General features: G+C 68.7%; 21 protein-coding genes. 20 read left to right on the top strand and 1 reads right to left on the bottom strand.

Going from position 1 to position 19,706, the window contains the following annotated elements; genetic code table 11:
* Positions 1-9: 9 nt before the first annotated feature.
* The 3 genes from HWX87_RS02705 to HWX87_RS02695 are packed head-to-tail and all read left to right on the top strand — an operon-like array spanning position 10 to position 3,485.
* The gene (locus HWX87_RS02705) at positions 10-1,053 is read left to right on the top strand and encodes a ferredoxin--NADP reductase (RefSeq protein ID WP_176045546.1); all 1,044 of its coding nucleotides are present in this window, start codon (positions 10-12) and stop codon (positions 1,051-1,053) included.
* Between the two features lie 39 nt (positions 1,054-1,092).
* Positions 1,093-2,679, top strand: a complete 1,587-nt coding sequence (locus HWX87_RS02700; protein ID WP_279612947.1) for a FadD3 family acyl-CoA ligase — start codon at positions 1,093-1,095, stop codon at positions 2,677-2,679.
* Positions 2,680-2,711: 32 nt separating this feature from the next.
* Positions 2,712-3,485, top strand: a complete 774-nt coding sequence (locus HWX87_RS02695) for an SDR family oxidoreductase (protein WP_176045544.1) — start codon at positions 2,712-2,714, stop codon at positions 3,483-3,485.
* A 232-nt stretch (positions 3,486-3,717) separates the two neighbouring features.
* On the opposite strand, the gene HWX87_RS02690 is transcribed toward HWX87_RS02695, so the two are convergent.
* Positions 3,718-4,140: a hypothetical protein gene (locus HWX87_RS02690; protein WP_176045543.1), complete on the bottom strand. Its 423-nt coding sequence runs from the start codon at positions 4,138-4,140 to the stop codon at positions 3,718-3,720.
* A gap of 121 nt (positions 4,141-4,261) precedes the next feature.
* Here HWX87_RS02690 and HWX87_RS02685 point away from each other — a divergent pair, with 121 nt between their 5' ends.
* The 17 genes from HWX87_RS02685 to HWX87_RS02605 all read left to right on the top strand — a co-directional run bounded on the left by HWX87_RS02685 (position 4,262) and on the right by HWX87_RS02605 (position 19,702).
* A complete protein-coding gene (locus HWX87_RS02685) occupies positions 4,262-4,939 on the top strand; it encodes a hypothetical protein (RefSeq protein WP_176045542.1) in 678 nt (225 codons plus the stop codon).
* 394 nt (positions 4,940-5,333) lie between these two features.
* Positions 5,334-5,570 (top strand): DNA-binding protein, encoded by a 237-nt coding sequence (locus HWX87_RS02680; RefSeq protein WP_176045541.1) that lies wholly within the window; start codon positions 5,334-5,336, stop codon positions 5,568-5,570.
* The gene (locus tag HWX87_RS02675) at positions 5,557-5,973 is read left to right on the top strand and encodes a type II toxin-antitoxin system VapC family toxin (RefSeq protein WP_176045540.1); all 417 of its coding nucleotides are present in this window, start codon (positions 5,557-5,559) and stop codon (positions 5,971-5,973) included. Before HWX87_RS02680 ends, HWX87_RS02675 begins: the two co-directional genes overlap by 14 nt.
* A 199-nt stretch (positions 5,974-6,172) precedes the next feature.
* A complete protein-coding gene (locus HWX87_RS02670; protein WP_124577104.1) occupies positions 6,173-7,069 on the top strand; it encodes a VOC family protein in 897 nt (298 codons plus the stop codon).
* Between the two features lie 9 nt (positions 7,070-7,078).
* Complete coding sequence (locus tag HWX87_RS02665; protein WP_176045539.1) at positions 7,079-7,972, top strand: CoA transferase subunit A; 894 nt, start codon at positions 7,079-7,081, stop codon at positions 7,970-7,972.
* Between the two features lie 10 nt (positions 7,973-7,982).
* On the top strand, positions 7,983-8,780 hold the full coding sequence (locus HWX87_RS02660; RefSeq protein ID WP_124577100.1) for a ketoacid CoA transferase: 798 nt from the start codon (positions 7,983-7,985) through the stop codon (positions 8,778-8,780).
* Between the two features lie 8 nt (positions 8,781-8,788).
* Positions 8,789-9,715 (top strand): enoyl-CoA hydratase, encoded by a 927-nt coding sequence (locus HWX87_RS02655; protein ID WP_176045538.1) that lies wholly within the window; start codon positions 8,789-8,791, stop codon positions 9,713-9,715.
* A complete protein-coding gene (locus HWX87_RS02650) occupies positions 9,712-10,812 on the top strand; it encodes a nitronate monooxygenase (RefSeq protein WP_176045537.1) in 1,101 nt (366 codons plus the stop codon). Before HWX87_RS02655 ends, HWX87_RS02650 begins: the two co-directional genes overlap by 4 nt.
* Before the next feature lie 19 nt (positions 10,813-10,831).
* A complete protein-coding gene (locus tag HWX87_RS02645) occupies positions 10,832-11,647 on the top strand; it encodes an enoyl-CoA hydratase family protein (RefSeq protein WP_176045536.1) in 816 nt (271 codons plus the stop codon).
* A complete protein-coding gene (locus tag HWX87_RS02640; protein WP_176045535.1) occupies positions 11,644-12,813 on the top strand; it encodes an acyl-CoA dehydrogenase family protein in 1,170 nt (389 codons plus the stop codon). The genes HWX87_RS02645 and HWX87_RS02640 overlap by 4 nt, the downstream gene beginning before the upstream one ends.
* A gap of 35 nt (positions 12,814-12,848) precedes the next feature.
* Positions 12,849-13,916 (top strand): acyl-CoA dehydrogenase family protein, encoded by a 1,068-nt coding sequence (locus HWX87_RS02635; protein ID WP_176045534.1) that lies wholly within the window; start codon positions 12,849-12,851, stop codon positions 13,914-13,916.
* Complete coding sequence (locus HWX87_RS02630; RefSeq protein WP_176045533.1) at positions 13,916-15,067, top strand: acetyl-CoA C-acetyltransferase; 1,152 nt, start codon at positions 13,916-13,918, stop codon at positions 15,065-15,067. Before HWX87_RS02635 ends, HWX87_RS02630 begins: the two co-directional genes overlap by 1 nt.
* A 33-nt stretch (positions 15,068-15,100) precedes the next feature.
* The gene (locus tag HWX87_RS02625) at positions 15,101-15,991 is read left to right on the top strand and encodes an SDR family oxidoreductase (RefSeq protein ID WP_176045532.1); all 891 of its coding nucleotides are present in this window, start codon (positions 15,101-15,103) and stop codon (positions 15,989-15,991) included.
* A 3-nt stretch (positions 15,992-15,994) separates the two neighbouring features.
* Complete coding sequence (locus tag HWX87_RS02620) at positions 15,995-17,227, top strand: acyl-CoA dehydrogenase family protein (protein WP_176045531.1); 1,233 nt, start codon at positions 15,995-15,997, stop codon at positions 17,225-17,227.
* Positions 17,224-18,420, top strand: a complete 1,197-nt coding sequence (locus HWX87_RS02615; protein WP_176045530.1) for an acyl-CoA dehydrogenase family protein — start codon at positions 17,224-17,226, stop codon at positions 18,418-18,420. The genes HWX87_RS02620 and HWX87_RS02615 overlap by 4 nt, the downstream gene beginning before the upstream one ends.
* A complete protein-coding gene (locus HWX87_RS02610) occupies positions 18,417-19,217 on the top strand; it encodes an SDR family oxidoreductase (protein WP_176045529.1) in 801 nt (266 codons plus the stop codon). Before HWX87_RS02615 ends, HWX87_RS02610 begins: the two co-directional genes overlap by 4 nt.
* Positions 19,217-19,702 carry a MaoC family dehydratase gene (locus HWX87_RS02605; protein WP_176045727.1) on the top strand — a complete coding sequence of 162 codons (486 nt, stop codon included), beginning with the start codon at positions 19,217-19,219 and terminating at the stop codon, positions 19,700-19,702. Before HWX87_RS02610 ends, HWX87_RS02605 begins: the two co-directional genes overlap by 1 nt.
* Positions 19,703-19,706: the final 4 nt, after the last annotated feature.

The following is a 19,706-nucleotide window of genomic DNA, read 5'->3' as shown; positions in this document are numbered from 1 at the left end:
GAACCGGCGATGAGCGATCCACGCTTCCACCGGCTGACCGTGGCCGAAGTGATAGCCGAAAGCGACGACGCGTGCTCGTTCGTCTTCGACGTACCGGCCGCGCTGCGCGACGCGTTCGCGTACCGGCCCGGGCAGTTCCTGACGCTGAACGTGCCGTGCACGGACGCGACCGTCGCGCGCTGCTATTCGCTGTCGAGCGCGCCCGGCATCGACGCCGCGCCGAAGATCACCGTCAAGCGCGTGCGCGACGGCCGTGCGTCGAACTGGCTGTGCGACCGCGTGAAGGCCGGCGACGCGCTCGACGTGCTGCCGCCGGCTGGCGTATTCACGCCGCGTGCGCTTGACGGCGACCTGCTGCTGTTCGCGGGCGGCAGCGGCATCACGCCCGTGCTGTCGATCCTGAAATCGGCGCTCGTGCACGGGCGCGGGATGTTGACGCTGATCTATGCGAACCGCGACGAGCGTTCGGTGATTTTCCGCGACGAGCTGCAACAGCTCGCACAGCGCCATCCGGGCCGCGTGCGCGTGATCCACTGGCTCGACAGCGTGCAGGGCATCCCGCAGCAGCGCCATCTCGAGGAACTCGCGCGGCCGTTCAGCCAGCAGGAGACATTCATCTGCGGGCCCGCGCTGTTCATGGAGAACGCGCTGGCCGCGATGCTCGGCCTCGGGCTGCCGCGTGCGCGCGTGCATGTCGAGCGGTTCGCGTCGTTGCCCGATGCACCGGCGCAGGCTGACACCGCAGCGCAGGCCGCGGCAACGGCGGCGTCCGGCGACGGCGCGGCGATCGAGACGGTGCTCGACGGCGACGCGTTCGCATTCGACAGCGCGCCGGGCGAAACGCTGCTCGACGCGATGCTGCGCGCGGGCGTGCCGGCGCCGAATTCCTGCCGGATGGGGCAATGCGGCGCATGCATGTGCCGGATCGAGCGCGGCGAGGTTGCGCTCGACAGCAACCATGTGCTGGATGAAGACGAGATCGCGGCCGGCTGGACGCTCGCCTGCTGCGCCCGGCCCGCGAGCGACGCGCTGCGCGTGGTGTTTCCCGACTGAGCCGTGCCGCGCCGGCGGCGCGCACGGCCATCCTGATCTATGACGATGGACAATGAAATCCTGACGACGCCCGCGCTGATCGCGCGGGCAGCCGCGCGCCACGGCGCGCATCCGGCGATCGAGTCGGAGCACGGCCGGCTGACCTACGCGGAACTCGACGCCGCGCGTCTCGACGCGGCCCGTGCGCTGCTCGCGAGCGGCATCGAGGCCGGCGACCGCATCGCGGTCTGGGCGCCGAACCTGCCGCAATGGATCGTCGCGGCGCTGGCGATCCACACCGTCGGCGCGATCCTGGTGCCGGTCAATACGCGGATGAAGGGGATGGAGGTGGGCGGCATCCTGCACGACGGCGGCGCGCGGCTGCTGTTTTGCTGCGGCACCTTCCTCGGCGAATCGTATCCGGCGATGCTCGCGCCGCACCGGCCCGCGACGCTCGAGCGTGTCGTCGTGTTCGACGGCGAACCGCCGTCCGGCGCCCGCGACGAGACCTGGAACGCGTTCCTCGCGCGCGGCGCGGCGGTGCCGCTTGCCGCCGTGCGCGAACGTGAGGCACAGGTGACGCCCGACACCGTGATGGACCTGATGTTCACGTCCGGCACGACGGGCCGACCGAAGGGCGTGATGACCGCGCACGGCCAGAACCTGCGCGCCGCGCAGGCGTGGGCGGCGATCGCGGGCGTACGCCAGGACGACCGCTACCTGATCGTCAATCCGTTCTTCCATACGTTCGGCTACAAGGCCGGCTGGCTCGCCGCGCTGTCGAGCGGCGCGACCGTGCTGCCGCATCTCGTGTTCCAGCCGGCCGACGTGCTGCGGCGTGTCGCCGACGATCGCGTGTCGGTGCTGCCCGGCCCGCCGACGCTGTACTACGCGTTGCTCGACGCGCCCGATCGCGCGGCGCGAGACCTGTCGTCGCTGCGGATCGCGGTGACGGGCGCGGCGGCGATCGCGCCGAGCCTGATCGAGCGGATGCGTGCGGAGCTTGGCTTCGAGACGGTGTTGACCGGTTACGGGCTGACCGAATCGTGCGGCTTCGCGACGCTGTGCCGTCAAGGCGACGATGCGCAGACGGTTGCCTATACGTCGGGCCGGCCGATGCCGGACGTCGAGCTGCGCATCGCGGGGCCGGGCGGCAAACCGCTCGGGCCGGACGAGACCGGCGAGATCTGGGTGCGCGGCTACAACGTGATGCGCGGCTACTTCAACCAGCCGGACGCGACGCGCGAGACCGTCGATGCGGACGGCTGGCTGCATACGGGGGACCTCGGCTGCGTCGATCCGGACGGCAACCTGAAGATCACCGACCGCATCAAGGACATGTTCATCGTCGGCGGCTTCAACTGCTATCCGGCGGAGATCGAGCGGCTGCTCGCCGCGCACCCGGCGATCGCGCAGGTCGCGCTGGTCGGTGTGCCCGATACGCGGCTCGGCGAGGTCGGTCACGCGTATGTCGTGCTGCGTCCGGGCGCGCATGTTGACGCCGGCGAACTGAACGACTGGGCGCGCAGCAACATGGCGAACTACAAGGTGCCGCGATTTTTCACGTTCGTCGAGCAACTGCCGACGAGCGCGGCGGGGAAGGTGCTGAAGTACCGGTTGCGCGCGGCGGCCGAGGCGACGGCCTGATCGACGACACGACTGACGAACGGGATGAACGCATGAACGACAACGGATTTCCGCAGGGCGCGGTGCTCGTGTTCGGCGGCAGCGGCGGGATCGGGCAGGGTGTCGCGCTCGAGTTCGCGCATGCCGGCGTGCCGGTCGCGGTGGGCTACCGCAGCAAGGCCGAGGTGGCCGAGCGCGTTGCGCGCGACATTCGCGGCGAAGGCGTCGCGGCCACCACGCACTGCGTGGACGTGACCAATCCCGCACAGGTCGACGCGGCGCTCGCGGCCGCGATCGACGCGCATGGCCGCGTGCACACGGTCGTGTGGGCGGCCGGGCCGTTCGTGAACCAGCGCCATATCGGCGACATGACGCACGACGACTGGCGCCGCGCGATCGACGTCGAGACGATCGGCTTCTTCGTGGCCGCGAAGGCCGCGCTGCCGCATTTCCGTGCATCGGGCGGTGGGTCGTTCGTGACGCTCGGGTCGGCCGGGCACCTGCGCTGGCCCGACCGCGACGGGCTGTCGGTCGCGCCGAAGGCGGCGAACGAGGCACTGGTGAAAGGGCTGGCGCGCGAGGAAGGGCGCTACAACATTCGCGCGAATTCGATCCTGGTCGGCGTGATCGAGGCCGGGATGTTTCCGGTGCTGCTCGAGCAGGGGCAGTTCGACCAGGCGTGGATCGACGAGACGCAGAAGATGCTCGCGCTCAAGCGCTGGGGGAAGGCGCACGACGTCGGGCGGGCGGCGGTGTTTCTGGCGTCGGATCGGGCTGATTATGTGACGGGGCAGCAGTTGAATGTGTCGGGTGGGTATGGGCTGTGACGGTATGCTGAAGTGGCTACCCCATTCGGACAACCGTATTTGAGCGGTCGGTAGTTTTGCGCGTGGATATCACGCGCCGTCATCCCTTTTGAAAATCATCGACGACGCGAGCCGCCATACCGATCGGCTCGCGTATCGCATCTGTGCCGGACACCGACAAGATGCATGCGCACGCATCGGTATTCACCCTGCCTCGGCACGCACGATCGCGCATCGGCATTGCGTGTGCTCGTTACGAGGTCACACTTTTGCAACGCTTTTCACGCGTATTCCTCTGCACACGATTGATCGTCATGACGACGCGCGTGCGTTGACGGCCGTCCGGCCGCGTTCCACAGACGTTGCGCGATCGACGCGCGATTCTTCCAATCGCGTATTCCGGCTCGGCGCGCCGAATACGGATACGTTCCTGAAACATTTCCCCACCATTGCGACTCGCGTTGCCGCCCTTGCGAGGCGGACCCGCTTGTCCCGCTTCGGTTTGCGCCGCATGGCACGTGCCTTGCGGTTGACCCGATGCCGCCGGTGCAGACGGATTCGCCAGAACGATCAGCACATCGGCGACGTGTAACGACATCGAAACAAACCGGGGAGCGGATCGGGTCGCGGGCGTCGCGTGTTGCGGCGCATGCGTCGCGCATGTCGTATCGGTCATGCGCACGGCGCAACGCGCCCCCGATCCGTCGAACAGCAAGCTTGCTTGCAAGGTGTCGTGCCGGGGTTCGCATCACGCAGGGCGACACAGGTCGCATGCGTTGGCGAGGCGCGCCCGGCACATGTCGGGGGAGGCGCCCGTGAAAACGACAGTGAATCAATGGGCATTTGTCGCGGTGGTGTTTGCCGCGAGTGCGCACGCGCAGGAAATCTACCTGCAGGGCGGTACGCAGGGCGTCGGTATCGGTGCGGCCGTGAGCTTCAATTCGATGCTCGGCGCGCACGCGGATTTCAATGCGATCGATCTTTCGCACGACTTCACGGTGGCCGGCAACCGCTATCAGGACGACCTGAAGCTGCGCCAGGGCGGCTTGTACGCGGACATCTTTCCGTGGCGAGGCAGCGGCTTCCGCGCGACGCTCGGACTACGCTTCAACGACGACGAGCTTCGCGGCGTGTCGCAGCCGACCAATGGCACCTACGTGTTCGGCGGCAAGCGTTACCCGGCGCTGCCGGGGATGTACGCGGTCGCCGAAGCGCGTTATCCGACCGTGATGCCGTACTTCGGGATCGGCTACGGGCACCGGCCGGCGTCGAAAGGGCTGGGATTCGTCGCCGATCTCGGCGTCGCATACGGGATCCCGAAGTGTTCGTACACGCTGTCGCCGGAACTGGCGGCCGCGGCGGGGCCGGCGAAGAGCCAGATCCTGGCCGCGAGCGGGCTGGATTCGCTGCGGCAGGTGATGTCTCGATACCGGTGGTACCCGGTGTTGCAGATCGGGATTTCGTATCGATTCTGAGCGGTCGAGTCAGGCCGTTGCGTGTGCCGGGCGGGGGATTGCCGGTGTCGTCGATACGGGCGGGCACACGCGTGTTGGCAAGTGGGCTGACGACCGTCGCGAGCACCGCGCGGAATCGGTGAATGCAGCCATCCCGCGCCGATCGGTGCGCGCCCGCGCAGGCCATTCAGCCGCAATAGCCGATCGGCCGACTTTGCTGCCGTTCCGATCCGGCTTACCTTTCAAACAGCAGTTCGACGTGTCGGGCGAGCGGCGCATGCCGAAAGGATTCATGCGGTCCGTTGTCGTTCGCTGACCCCAACCACCGTCCTCCTTCCGTCATTGGCGATGATAGCAATGATTGCAATTTGCGCTCATGGCGCTATCATTGATATCAATCTGGAAGGAGGGAACCATGGCAAATCTACTGGTGCGTAACGTGGATGACAGTATCGTTCAGAGCCTGCGCGAGCAGGCTGCGGCAAATGGCAGGAGTGCCGAGGCCGAACATCGGGCCATTCTGGCCGATGCGCTTGGCCGGCCGAAGCGAAAGACATTTGCGCAAGTGCTGATGAGCATGCCCGAGGTTGGCGAAGACACGGATTTCCAACGTGTTCAGGATTCCGGCGAGGCCAGGCGTGTATTTGATTGATACGAACGTCATCAGTGAAATCAGGAAGGGCAAGCGAACCAACCGTGGCGTGCGGGCATTCTTCAGGCAGGCCGCGGCCGACGCCAGCCCGCTTTACCTGTCCGTCGTGACGGTTGCTGAACTTCGCCGCGGCGTCGATCTGATCCGTCATCGCGGCGATCACCCGCAGGCGTCGGCGCTCGAGGCATGGATGGCGACGATCCTGGCCGGCTATGCACCGAACATCCTGCCGGTCGACATCGAGGTCAGCCAGATGTGGGGGCATTTGCGCGTGCCCGATCCGACGCACGAACTCGACAAGCTGATCGCGGCCACCGCGCTGATCAACGATCTCACCGTGGTCACGCGCAACGTCGCGGATTTTGCCCGCACGGGCGTCAGGTTGCTGAACCCGTTCGACTGATCCGGGTTGCCGCGCCGCGGCAACCCGCACCTGCTTCCCGTCTCCTCCCGCATGCATGGCCCGTTCCGCCGGGCTTCCGCGCGCGTCCGCGCCGCTCCAATTCCCCGCCGCCTCTCGTCCCAACAGACGATGTAACGCCACCCCCGACCGGCCAGAATCCTTACACGAACAACGGATTCTGAACCAGGAGGAGGCCGACATGATCGATGTCCGTGCGCTTGGCTATGTCGTCGTCGAGGCGACGCGCGTCGATGCGTGGCGCCGCTACGCGGAAGACGTGCTGGGCATGCAGGCGCTCGACGCGCCCGACGGCGCGTTGTACCTGAAGATGGACGAGCGCGATTTCCGCTACGTGATCGTCCCCGGCTCGACCGACCGCTATTTCGCGTCGGGCTGGGAACTGCCCGACGGCGCCGCGTTCGACGCCGCGCTGGCGGCACTGCAGCGGGCGGGCGTCGAGCCCGTGCGCGCGACCCGCGACGAAGCCGCGCTGCGCCGCGTGCAGGCGATGGCGTGGTGCACCGACCCGTCCGGCAACCGCCACGAGCTGTACTGGGGCGCACGCTGCGACTTCCGCCGTTTCGTGTCGCCACTGGGCGTCGCACATTTCGTCACCGGCGACATGGGGCTCGGCCACGCGGTGCTGCCCGCGCCGCAGTTCGACGCGACCGACGCATTCGTGCGCGGCGTGCTCGGCTTCGAGCTGTCCGACATCTACCGCGTGAAGTTCACGCCCGATCCGGCCGAACCCGAAAAACGCATCCATTTCATGCACTGCCGCAACGCGCGCCATCACAGCCTCGCGCTGTTCGAGATGGCCGTGCCGTCGGGCTGCGTGCACGTGATGGCCGAAGTCGATTCGATGGACGAAGTGGGCCGCGCGCTGGATCGCGTTGCCGCGCACGACGTGAAGATGTCCGCGACGCTCGGCCGTCACTGCAACGACCAGATGATCTCTTTCTACATGAAGACCCCCGGCGGCTTCGATCTCGAATACGGCTTCGGCGGCCTCACGGTCGACTGGTCGAAGCACGCGGTGTTCGAGGCCACCAAGGTGAGCCAGTGGGGCCACGATTTCAGCATCGGATACCGGTAAGCCAGCACGATGACGATGAAACCTCTCGACAAAACGATGTCCGCGCGCGACGTGGTCGCGCAACTCGCCGACGGCATGACGATCGGCATCGGCGGATGGGGGCCGCGGCGCAAGCCGATGGCGCTGGTGCGCGAGATCGCGCGCTCGAACCTGAAGGACCTGACGATCGTCGCCTACGGCGGCGCCGATGTCGGCCTGCTTTGCGCGGCCGGAAAGGTACGCAAGGTGGTGTTCGGCTTCGTGTCGCTCGACGTGATCCCGCTCGAGCCGCAATTCCGCCGGGCGCGTGAACAGGGCCGCATCGACGTGCTCGAACTCGACGAAGGGATGCTGCAGCTCGGCCTGCGCGCGGCCGCCGCGCGCCTGCCGTTCCTGCCGACGCGCGCCGGGCTCGGTACCGCGCTGCTCGATCACGCGCCGGAACTGCGCACCGTGCAATCGCCGTACGACGACGGCGAAACGCTGCTCGCGATGCCCGCGATCGAACTCGACGTCGCGCTGTTGCACGTGAACGCGGCCGACCGGATGGGCAACACGCGCATCGACGGCCCCGATCCGTTCTTCGATGCATGGATGGCGCGCGCCGCGCAGCGCTGCTACGTGTCGGCGGAAACGGTCGACGCATCGATCGCGACGGAAGACCTCGACGCCGCAAAACGCAATCCGTTCGAGCGCTCGCTCGTCACGGGCGTCGTGCACGCGCCGGGCGGCGCGCACCCGACGTCGTGCGGGCCCGCCTACGGCTGGGACCTGCCGCACCTGCGCGCGTACTGCGCCAGCGCGGAAGACGACGCGAAAACGGCGGCGTACCTGCGCGACGTGGTCGGCCAGGACGAACGCCAGTACCTCGAAGGTGTCGGCGGCCTGTCGCATGTGACGACGCTGCCGTTGCCGATTCTGTAAAGGAGCGCCTGTGAGCGAATCTCTCGACCATTCCCTCGCGGAACTGATGATCGTCGCGTCCGCGCGACTCTGGCGCGACGACGGCGAAGTGCTGGCGACCGGCATCGGCACGGGCCCGCGGCTCGCGGCCGGCCTCGCGCGGCTCGCGTACAACAACGGACTGATGCTGACCGACGGCGAAGCGTATCTCGTCGAGGAGCCGGTGCCGCTCGGCCCGCGCCCCGACGGCTATCGCGTGAAGGCGAGCGGCTGGATGACCTACGAACGCGTGTTCGACTGTCTGTGGCACGGCCGCCGCCACGCGCTCGTGATGCCGACCCAGATCGACCGTTTCGGCCAGGCCAACATCTCGTGGCTCGGCGACGACTACGCCCGCCCGAAAACCCAGCTGCTCGGTGCCCGCGGCTTCCCCGGCAACACGACGAACCACGCGAACTCGTTCTTCGTCAGCGGCCACGGCAAGCGCACGTTCGTCGAAAGCGAAGTCGACATGGTGTGCACGGTCGGCTACAACCCGGCGCGCCGGCTGCCGGGGATGAAGACCTTCGTCGACCTGCGCAGCATCGTCACCGACCTGTGCGTGATGGATTTCGGCGGCCCGGACCACGCGATCCGCGTGCGTTCGCTGCACCCGGGCGTGAGCTTCGACGAAGTGCAGGACGCGACCGGCTTTCCGCTGATCGCGGCGCCCGACCTCGGCACGACGGCCCCGCCGAACGCGGAAGACCTGCGCATCGTGCGCGCGCTCGACCCGCACAACCTGCGCGCGACGATCGTGCGCAACAATCCGGCGCCGCGCCGGGGATGAGGTCCGACATGGAAGCGACCCAGATGACGTTCGGCGACGGTGTCGTCGACTACGCGGTCGACGGCGGCATCGCGACGATCACGATGAACCGCCCCGAGTATCACAACGCGCAGAACTCGAAGATGACGTATGCGCTCGACGCGGCGTTCCGGCGCGCGGCGCACGACGACGCGGTGAAGGCGATCGTGCTCGCGGGCGCCGGCAAGCATTTCTCGGCGGGCCATGACATCGGCACGCCGGGCCGCGATATCCACGAGTCGTTCGATCGTGCGTCGCTGTGGTACGACCACGTCGACAAGGAAGGCGGCGAATTCCTGTATGCGCGCGAGCAGGAGGTGTACCTCGGGATGTGCCGGCGCTGGCGCGATCTGCCGAAGCCGACGATCGCGATGGTGCAGGGCGCATGCATCGCGGGCGGGCTGATGCTCGCGTGGGTGTGCGACCTGATCGTCGCGTCGGAGGATGCGTTCTTCGCCGATCCGGTCGTGCGGATGGGAATTCCGGGCGTCGAGTATTTCGCGCATGCCTACGAACTGAACCCGCGCATCGCGAAGGAATTCCTGTTCCTCGGCGAACGGATGCCGGCCGAACGCGCGTACCAGATGGGGATGGTCAACCGTGTGGTGCCGCGCGAGCGGCTGCGCGACGCGACTTACGCGATCGCCGCGAAGATCGCGACGATGCCGCGCCTCGGGCTCACGCTGACCAAGCAGGCGCTGAACCACGTCGAGGAACTGCAGGGCAAGCGCGCGGCGATGGATGCGGCGTTCGCATGGCATCACTTCGCGCATGCGCACAACGAACTCGTCAGCGGCGATCGTCTCGGCGGCTATGACGCGCGCAGCATGGCCAGCTCGCAGCGTCAGCCGAACGGAGCAGACCGTAGCGACGCGCAGACGCCGGCCCCGGTCGCCGTCAACGGAGCCGCCGCATGAGCACGACGCTGCAAAGCCCGCTGCATACGCCGCTGTGCGAACTGCTCGGTTGCCGCTATCCGATCGTGCAGACCGCGATGGGCTGGGTGGCCGATGCGCGGCTCGTCGCGGCGACCGCGAACGCCGGCGGTTTCGGCTTCCTGGCCGGCGCGACGCTCGAGCCTGAGCAGGTCGAGGCCGAGATCCTGAAGGTGAAGTCGCTGACCGACAAGCCGTTCGGCATCAACTTCCACATGTTCCAGAAGAACGCCGCGCAGGTGGTCGATCTCGCGATCAAGCACCGGTTGCGCGCGGTCAGCTACGGCCGCGGGCCCGACGCGAAGACGATCCGACGCTTCAAGGACGCCGGCGTCGTCTGCATGCCGACGGTCGGCGCGCCGAAGCATGCCGCGAAGGCCGTCGAACTCGGCGCGGACATCGTGACGGTGCAGGGCGCGGAAGGCGGCGGCCACACGGGCTCGGTGCCGACCACGCTGCTGCTGCCGAAGGTGCTCGACGCGGTGCGCGTGCCGGTGGTCGCGGCCGGCGGGTTCTTCGACGGGCGCGGGCTGGCTGCCGCGCTCGCGTACGGCGCGTCCGGTATCGCGATGGGCACGCGCTTCCTGATGAGCGCCGAATCGCCGGTGCCGCGCGAGACGCTCGAGCGCTACGTCGCGGTCGGCGATCCGGCGCGCATCCGCGTATCGGACGCACTCGACGGGCTGCCGCAACGGATGATCGACAACCCGTACCTGCTGAAGCTCGAACGCTTCGGCCCGCTGCGCCGCACGTGGTTCGCACTGAAGACGGCCGAAGCGTGGCGCCGCCAGAACGGCCTGAGCACGGGCGACATGCTCGGCCTCGCGATCAAGGCGCTGCGCTCGCACGACTACACGGCCAGCCAGACGCTGATGGCGGCGAACGCGCCGTTCCTGATCCAGCGCGCGATCGTCGAGGGCCGTCCCGACGAAGGCGTGCTGCCGAGCGGCCAGGCAGCCGCGATGATCGGCGCGATCGAATCGTGCGACGCGCTGATCGCACGGATCGTCGCGGAAGCCGGCGAGCGGCTCGACGCACTGGCCGCGTTGCGCGGCGCGGCAGCGGCGCAGGCCGCATGAACACCATCACAGGGAGGCAATGGAGATGACAGCATCCAATCAACCGGCCGGCGCGATGCCGTTCCGGATCGATCGCGCAGACGGCATCGCCGAACTGGTGATCGCCCATCCGCCCGTGAACGCGCTCGACGCGCAGGGCTGGCACGCGCTCTCGCACGCGCTCGACGCGCTCGGCGAGGACGACGACGTGCGCGTGATCGTCGTGCGCGGCGAAGGCCGCGGCTTCTGCGCGGGCGTCGACATCAAGGAGCTGGCCGCGCATCCGGAGCGGATCGTGGCGGTCAACGCGGGCAACTACGAGACGTTTCGCGCCGTGCACCGCAACCCGAAGCCCGTGATCGCGGCCGTGCACGGCTTCGTGCTCGGCGGCGGGATCGGCATTTGCGGCGCGGCGGACATCGTGGTCGCGGCCGATTGCGCGCGCTTCGGCGTGCCCGAGATCGACCGCGGCGCGATGGGCGGCGGCGCGCACCTGCAGCGGCTGTTCGGTGTGCAGAAGGTTCGCATGATGTATTTCACGGGCGAGATGATCGACGCGGCCGAAGCGTACCGGCTCGGCGCGGTCGAGCAGGTCGTCACGCGCGACACGCTGCGCGACGCGGCGCTCGCGCTCGCCCGCAAGATCGCGGAGAAGAGCCCGGCGATGGTGCGGCTCGCGAAGGAGGCGCTGAACGGCGTCGAGGACGGCGATCTCGAGGACAAGTACCGCTGGGAGCAGGGCTTCACGCTGCAGGCGTACATGACGAACGACTCGACGGAAGCGCGCGCCGCGTTCGTCGAGAAGCGCGACGCGCGCTTCGACGCGCAGGCAATCGCCGAGGAGGCACGCGCATGAAGCTGACCTATACGCCGCAACAGCAGGCGTTCCGCGCGGAAATCCGCGAATGGCTCGCCGAGCACGTGCCGCGCGAGCGGCTGCCGAGCTTCGACACCGAGGAAGGCTTCGCCGCGCACCGCGAATGGGAGCGCACGCTGCACTCGGGCCGCTGGAGCATGGTCACGTGGCCGCGCGAGCTGGGCGGGCGCGGCTGCGACCTGATCGAGTGGCTGATCTTCGAGGAAGAGTACTGGCGTGCCGACGCGCCGATGCGCGTGAACCAGAACGGCATCTTCCTGCTCGGCCCGACGCTGATGGATTTCGGCACCGACGCGCAGAAGGCGCGCTTCCTGCCCGCGATGGCGGCCGGCGAGCACGTGTGGGCGCAGGGCTGGTCGGAGCCGAATGCCGGTTCCGACATGGCCGCGATCCGCACGACGGCCGCCCGCATCGGCGACGAATACGTGCTGAACGGCCAGAAGATCTGGTCGACGCGCGCGGTGTGGGCCGACTGGCTGTTCGGGCTGTTCCGCAGCGATCCCGAATCGTCGCGCCACCACGGGCTGACGTTCCTGATGGTGCCGCTGTCCGCGCCGGGCATCACGGTGCGGCCGATCCGGCAGCTCAACGGGCAGACCGGCTTCGCGGAAATCTTCTTCGACGACGTGCGCGTGCCGGTCGAGAACCGGCTGGCAGCCGACGGCGCGGGCTGGCAGGTCGCGATGGCGACGGCCGGGTTCGAGCGCGGGCTGATGCTGCGTTCGCCCGCGCGCTTCCAGCGCACCGCGCAGGCGCTGCGCGACCTGTATCTCGCGCACCGCGACAGCGCGGACCGCGACCCGACGCTGCGCGAACGCGTGGTGTCCGCATGGATGGATGCGCAGGCCTATGCGCTGTCGACCTACGCGACCGCGAGCCGGCTGCTGAAGGGCGGCCATATCGGCGCGGAGTCGAGCACCAACAAGGTGTTCTGGTCGGAGCTCGATCTGCGCATGCACCAGACCGCGCTCGACATTCTCGGCGCGCATGGCGAAGTCGTCCCGCAGACGGCCGCGCAACAGGCGACGCTCGGCCACTGGCTCGACGGCTTCCTGTTCGCACAGGCCGGCACGATCTACGCGGGCACCAACGAGATCCAGCGCAACATCGTCGCCGAACGGATGCTCGGCATGCCGCGCGCGTAACGGCGCCGGCGCCACCCTCACAGAACGGACATCGTATGGATTTCGTATTCGATGAAGACCAGGAAGCGCTCGCGGACAGCGTGAAGCGCCTGCTGATGACCGAGATGACGCCCGAGCTGATCCGCGAGCTCTGGGCGACGCCGACCGGGCGCTCGGATGACCTGTGGGCGCTCTTCGCGTCGCAGGGGCTGACCGCCGTGTCGGTGCCCGAAGCGCACGGCGGCCTCGGCCTGACCGAAGCCGAATGGGCGCTGCTCGCGCAGACCTACGGCTATTTCGGCAGCCCCGAGCCGCTGCTCGATACGGCGCTCGTGTCGGCCGGCGTGCTGGCGCGGCTGCCCGCGAGCGACTGGCGAGACGCGCTGCTGCGCGACATCGCCGAAGGGCGCGCGCGCGTCGCGCTCGTGCATCCGGTGAACCCGTATGCGGCCGACGTGCACGTTGCGAACACGCTGCTGTGCGAACACCGCGGCGAGCTGCACCGCGTCGATCCCGCGCAGTGCGCGTGGCGCGCGGTCGACAGCGTCGATCCGTCGCGACGCCTGTTCACGCTCGACTGGGAGCCGTCGGCGGCCACCCGCATCGCGAGCGCCGACGAAGCCGCGCCGCTGCTGAACCGCGCGCTCGACCACGGCGCGTTCGCGGTCGCCGCGCAGTTGCTCGGCCTCACGCAGCGCGTGCTCGACGTCGCGATCGACTACAGCGCGCAGCGCAAGCAGTTCGGCAAGGCAATCGGTTCGTACCAGGCGCTCAAGCACCTGCTCGCCGATGTCGCGATCCGCTACGAGTTCGCGCGGCCGGTGGTCGCGCGCGCCGCGCAGGCGATTGCCGACGATCACCCGCAGCGCGCGGTGTTCGTGTCGCACGCGAAGCTCGCGGCGACGTCGGCCGCGCAGCTCGCCGCGCGCCACTCGATGCAGGTGCACGGCGCGATCGGCTACACGTGGGAACTCGACCTGCAGATCTTCATGAAGCGCATCTGGGCGCTCTCCGGAAGCTGGGGCGACAGCGCGTTCCACAAGGCCCGCGTGGCCGACGCGATCCTCGGCGACGCGTTGCCGATCGGCCCCGCGCAGACCTTCGACCTCGAGGAATCCAACTGATGAAACAAGCCTATATCGTCGACGCGCTGCGCACGCCGACCGGTCGCCGCAAGGGCGGGCTCGCGCACGTGCATGGGGCGGACCTCGGCGGCTTCGTGCTGAAGACGCTCGTCGAACGCAATGCGATTCCGGCCGATGAATACGACGACGTGGTGTTCGGCTGCGTCGACACGATCGGCCCGCTCGCGGGCAACATCGCGCGCACCTGCTGGCTCGCGGCCGGCCTGCCGTTGCAAGTGCCTGGCGTGACCGTCGATCGCCAGTGCGGGTCGTCGCAGCAAGCCGTGCACTTCGCCGCGCAGGCCGTGATGAGCGGCGTGCAGGACGTCGTCGTCGCAGGTGGCGTGCAAACGATGACGCAGATCCCGATCTCGTCCGCGATGACCTGCGCGGCGCCGCTCGGCTTCACCGATCCGTTCTCGGGCAGCACCGGCTGGCGCGCGCGCTTCGGCGATGCGCCGGTGTCGCAGTTCGTCGCCGCGCAGCGAATCGCCGATCACTGGAACCTGTCGCGCGACGCGATGGAGCGTTATGCGCTGGAAAGCCACCGCCGTGCGGTCGCCGCGATCGAGGCCGGCCATTTCAAACGGGAAATCGTGCCGTTCGAAGGCGTGATGCACGACGAGACGCCGCGCCCCGACACGTCGCTGGAAAAGATGGCGACGCTCGAGCCGCTGACGCCGGGCGGCTCGCTGACGGCCGCCGTCGCGAGCCAGACCTGCGATGCGGCCGCCGCATTGCTGATCGTTTCGGAAGACGCGCTGAAGCGCTACGGCCTGACGCCGCGTGCGCGCATTCACCACCTGAGCGTGCTCGGCGACGATCCGCTGTGGATGCTGACCGCACCGATCCCGGCGACCAAGGCCGCGTTGGCGAAGAGCGGGCTCGACTGGTCGCAGATCGACGTCGTCGAGATGAACGAGGCGTTCGCGTCAGTCGCGCAGGCATGGCTGGCCGACACGCGCTTCCCGCACGAAAAGACCAACCCGAACGGCGGCGGCATCGCGCTCGGCCATCCGCTCGGCGCGACTGGCGCGCGGCTGATGACGACGCTGCTGCACGAGCTGGAGCGCACCGGCGGCCGCTACGGGCTGCAGACGATGTGCGAGGGCGGCGGCCTCGCGAACGTCACGATCATCGAGCGCCTGTGAGCGCGTCACTTTCACGATCCACGAGGCACAAGCATGGGAATCTGTAACGGACGCACCGTCATCATCACCGGCGCGGGCGGCGGGCTCGGGCGCGAATACGCGCTGGCGTTCGCGGCCGAAGGCGCGTCGGTCGTCGTCAACGACATCCGGCACGAGGCCGCGCAGGCCGTGTGCGACGAGATCGCCGAACGAAGCGGCAGCGGCGGCGGCCGCGCGCTCGCGAATGCGGACGACATCACGAAGACCGACACCGCGCAGCGGATCGTCGACGCGGCACGTGAAGCGTTCGGCGACGTGCACGTGCTCGTCAACAACGCGGGCATCTGCCGCGACAAGATGTTCACGAGCATGACCGAAACCGACTGGGACGACGTGATGCGCGTGCACCTGCGCGGCCACTTCTGTCTGTCGAGCGTGCTGGCGCGCGTGTGGCGCGACGCGGCGAAGGCCGGCAACCCGGTCGACGCACGCATCATCAACACGAGTTCCGGCGCCGGCCTGCAAGGCTCGATCGGCCAGTCGAACTACGGCGCGGCCAAGGCCGGCATCGCCGCGCTCACGCTGATGCAGGCGGTCGAGCTGCAGCGTTACGGCGTGCGCGTGAATGCACTTGCGCCGGCCGCGCGCACGTCGATGACCGAAGGCGTGTTCGCCGACATGATGAAGAAGCCCGAAGACGGCGGCTTCGATTATTTCGACCCGGCCAACGTCGCGCCGCTCGTCGTGTGGCTCGGCAGCACGTTGTCGGCCGACGTGACGGGCCAGGTGTTCGAGGTCGCGGGCGGGATGATCGCGGTCGCCGAAGGCTGGCGGACGGGCCCGAGCGTCGATCGCGGCGCGCGCTGGGCGGCCGCCGAGGTCGGCCCGGCGGTCGCGCAGCTGCTCGCCGATGCGCGGCCCGCGCAGCGCGTGTACGGGAGCTGAGCGATGGATCTGGCGCTCACCGACGAACAGGCGATGATCCGCGACGCGGCGGCCGGCGTGCTCGCCGAACGCAGCGCGTCGGCCGACGTGCGCCGTGCGCTCGAACAGTCGGCCGGCCGCGACGACGGGCTGTGGGCCACGCTCGCGGGCGAGCTCGGCTGGAACGCGCTCGCGCTGCCGGAATCGGCAGGCGGGCTCGGGCTCGGCGCGGTCGAGCAAACGGTGCTGATGGAACAGCTTGGCCGGCGCGTGGCGTGCGTGCCGTATTTCCCGACCGCTTGCCTCGCGGCGACCGCGCTGGCCGGCTGCGACACGCCGATGGCCAGCGACTGGCTTGCGAAGATCGCCGAAGGCGCGTGCAGCGCGACGCTGGCGCTGCCGCTCGACCTGCCGGCCGGCGGGCGGCAACTGCCGGTCGTCGCGGAAGGAGCGGCCGGCGGCTATGCGCTGTCCGGCGAGATCGGGCAGGTCATCGACGGCGCACGCGCGGACCTGCTGCTGATTCCCGCGCGGATCGCGAACGAAGGGCAGTCGATCGGGCTGTTTGCGATCGATGTCGCAACGGCGTCGGGCCTGACCGTCGTGGCGCTCGACACGCTCGACGCGACGCGGCCGATCGCGCGTGTGGCGTTGGACGACACGCGCGTAAGCCGCGACGCGCTGTTCGCCAGCGGCGCTACCGTTGCACAGGTGCTCGAGCGCGCCGGCTGGTTCGCGGCGCTCGCGCTGGCAGCCGAACAGCTCGGCGGCGCGCAGCAGTGCCTCGACCTGACGCTCGACTATACGAGCCAGCGCGTGCAGTTCGGCCGCGCGATCGCATCGTTCCAGGCCGTCAAGCATCGCTGCGCACAGATGATGGTGCTGATCGAATCGGCGCGCTCGGCCGTGCTGGGCGCCGCACATGCGTGGGATGCGCAAGCCGGTGCGACGCCGGACACCGCGCTGCGCGCCGACATCGCGGCCGCCAAGGCCGCCGCGAACGACGCGTATGCGTTCTGCGCTCAGGAAGCGATCCAGTTGCACGGCGGCGTCGGTTTCACGTGGGAATACGACCCGCATCTCTATTTCAAGCGCGCACAGGCGTCGGGCGCGCAGTTCGGCAGCACGCCGCAACTGCTCGAATGGATTGCACGTCATGCGATCGACGGCGGCGCATTGCAGCGTGACGACGCGTTCGAGCCATCGGCCGCAGCCGCATCACGCCCGTCGGCCGCGCGCGCAGGAGCACTCCAATGAACAGCGAAACGCGCGAACAGCAATTGCGGCACGAAGTGGCCGACTGGGTGCAATCGCACCTGACCGGCGAATTCGCATGCCTGAAGTACCGCGGCGGCCCCGGCGACGAGGAAGCGTGGCCGGAACTGCGCAAGGCGTGGGAACAGGCGCTCGCGAAGGGAGGGTGGACAGGCCTCGGCTGGCCGACCGCCGCAGGCGGGCGCGGCTTCTCGGTGGCCGAACAGGTGATCTTCCACGAGGAATATGCACGCGCGGGCGGCCCCGGGCGGATGGGCCATATCGGCGAAGGGCTGCTCGGGCCGACGCTCGTCGCGTGCGGCACCGACGACCAGCGCGCGCGCTTCCTGCCCGGCATCCTGGCCGGTACGCAGTTCTGGTGCCAGGGCTATTCGGAGCCGGGCGCCGGTTCCGACCTCGCGAACGTGCGCACGCGCGCCGAACAGGACGCGGACGGCACGTGGCGTGTGTACGGCCAGAAGGTGTGGACGTCGCTCGCGCACGATTCCGACTGGATCTTCGTGCTCGCGCGCACCGATCCCGAGTCGAAGGGCAACAAGGGGCTGTCGTTCCTGCTGATGCCGCTCGACCAGCCGGGCATCGAGATCCGTCCGATCAAGCAGCTCAACGGCGGCGCGGAATTCAACGAAGTGTTCTTCGACGGCGCTCGCGCGGAAGCGCGCGACCTCGTCGGCGCGCCGGGCGACGGCTGGCGAATCGCGATGACGCTGCTCGGCTTCGAGCGCGGGATGTCGACGCTCGGCCAGCAGATGCAGTTCGTTCGCGAACTCGAATGGGTGATCGACGCCGCGCGCGAATCGGGCGCGGATCGCGATCCCATGCTGCGCCAGCGGATCGGCCGCGCATGGGCCGGGCTGCGCGTGATGCGCTACAACGCGCTGCGGATGCTGTCCGGCGCCGACGATAACGATGCGAGCGCGCCGCTGCGCCGCGAGGCATTGATCTACAAGTACTTCTGGTCGAACTGGCACCGCGACCTCGGCCAGCTCGCGATGGACGCGCTTGGGCCCCGCGCGAACGTGATCGATCCGGCCGACGAAAAACTCACCCACCTGCAGCGCGTATTCCTGTTCTCCCGTGCGGACACGATCTACGCGGGCACCAACGAAATCCAGCTCAACATCATGGCCGAGCGCGGGCTCGGCATGCCCAGAGAACCACGAGGCACAGCATGACCGAACCCCAGATCCAGAAAGCACCGGCGTACGTGCCGGGCCACCAGCTGCTCGCCGGCAAATCGGTGCTGATCACGGCCGCCGCCGGCGCCGGCATCGGCTTCGCGGCCGCGCGCCGCTGCGCGGAGGAAGGCTGCCGCGCGCTGTTCATCTCCGATATCCACGAAAAGCGTCTCGAACAGGCCGTCGAGACGCTGCGGGCGGAAACGGGGCTGCAACAGATCTACGGCCGCCTGTGCAACGTTGCGGTCGAGGCCGACGTGCAGGCGCTGGTCGCGCAGGCACAGGACAAGCTCGACGGCGTCGACGTGCTGATCAACAACGCCGGGCTCGGCGGGTCGACCCGCATCGTCGATATGGACGATGCCGAATGGTCGCGCGTGATCGACATTAGCCTTACCGGGACGTTCCGGATGACGCGCGCGATGCTGCCGCACATGCAGGCCCGAGGCCGCGGCGCGATCGTCAACAACGCATCGGTGCTCGGCTGGCGCGCGCAGGCGGAACAAGCGCACTACGCGGCCGCGAAAGCGGGCGTGATGGCGCTCACGCGCTGCGCGGCGCTCGAGGCGTCGCCATACGGCGTGCGCATCAACGCGGTCGCACCGAGCATTGCGATGCACGATTTTTTGAAGAAGTCGGCTCCGGCCGACCTGCTGAATCAACTGGCGTCGCGCGAAGCCTTCGGGCGCGCCGCCGAAGTCTGGGAGGTCGCGAACGTGATGGTGTTCCTTGCAAGCGATTACGCGTCGTACATGACGGGCGAAGTGCTGTCGGTCAGCAGCCAGCACGCATGATGGACACGTCCCTCGACCCGGTGCATTCGACGCCCCGCGTGTTCGCGCATCCCGGCGAACTCGTCGCGGCCGTCGGCGACACGCTCGGCGCGAGCGCGTGGCTCGCGATCGACCAGATCCGCATCGACGGCTTTGCCGATGCGACGGGCGATCACCAGTGGGTGCACGTCGATCCGGTGCGCGCGAAGGACGGCCCGTTCGGCGCGTGCATCGCGCACGGCTACCTGACGTTGTCGCTCGTCAATTACTTCCTGCCGCAGATCGTGCGTATCGACGGCGCGCGGCTCGGCGTCAACTACGGCTGCGACAAGATCCGCTTCCCGGCGCCGGTGAAGGTCGGCGCGCGCGTGCGCGGCGTCGGCGAGCTGCTGCGCGTCGAGCCGCTCGAAGGCGGTGTGCAGGCATGGATTCGCGTGACCGTCGAGATCGAGGGCGAAGCGAAGCCCGGCTGCGTCGCCGACACGATCAGCCGCTATTACTTCTAGAGAG

This window comes from Burkholderia sp. BCC1644 (genome assembly GCF_902833225.1).
In the GTDB taxonomy this organism is placed as follows: Bacteria; Pseudomonadota; Gammaproteobacteria; order Burkholderiales; family Burkholderiaceae; genus Burkholderia.
The sequence above is the reverse complement of the archived record's forward strand: the minus strand, read 5'-3'. Positions and strand labels throughout refer to the sequence as shown.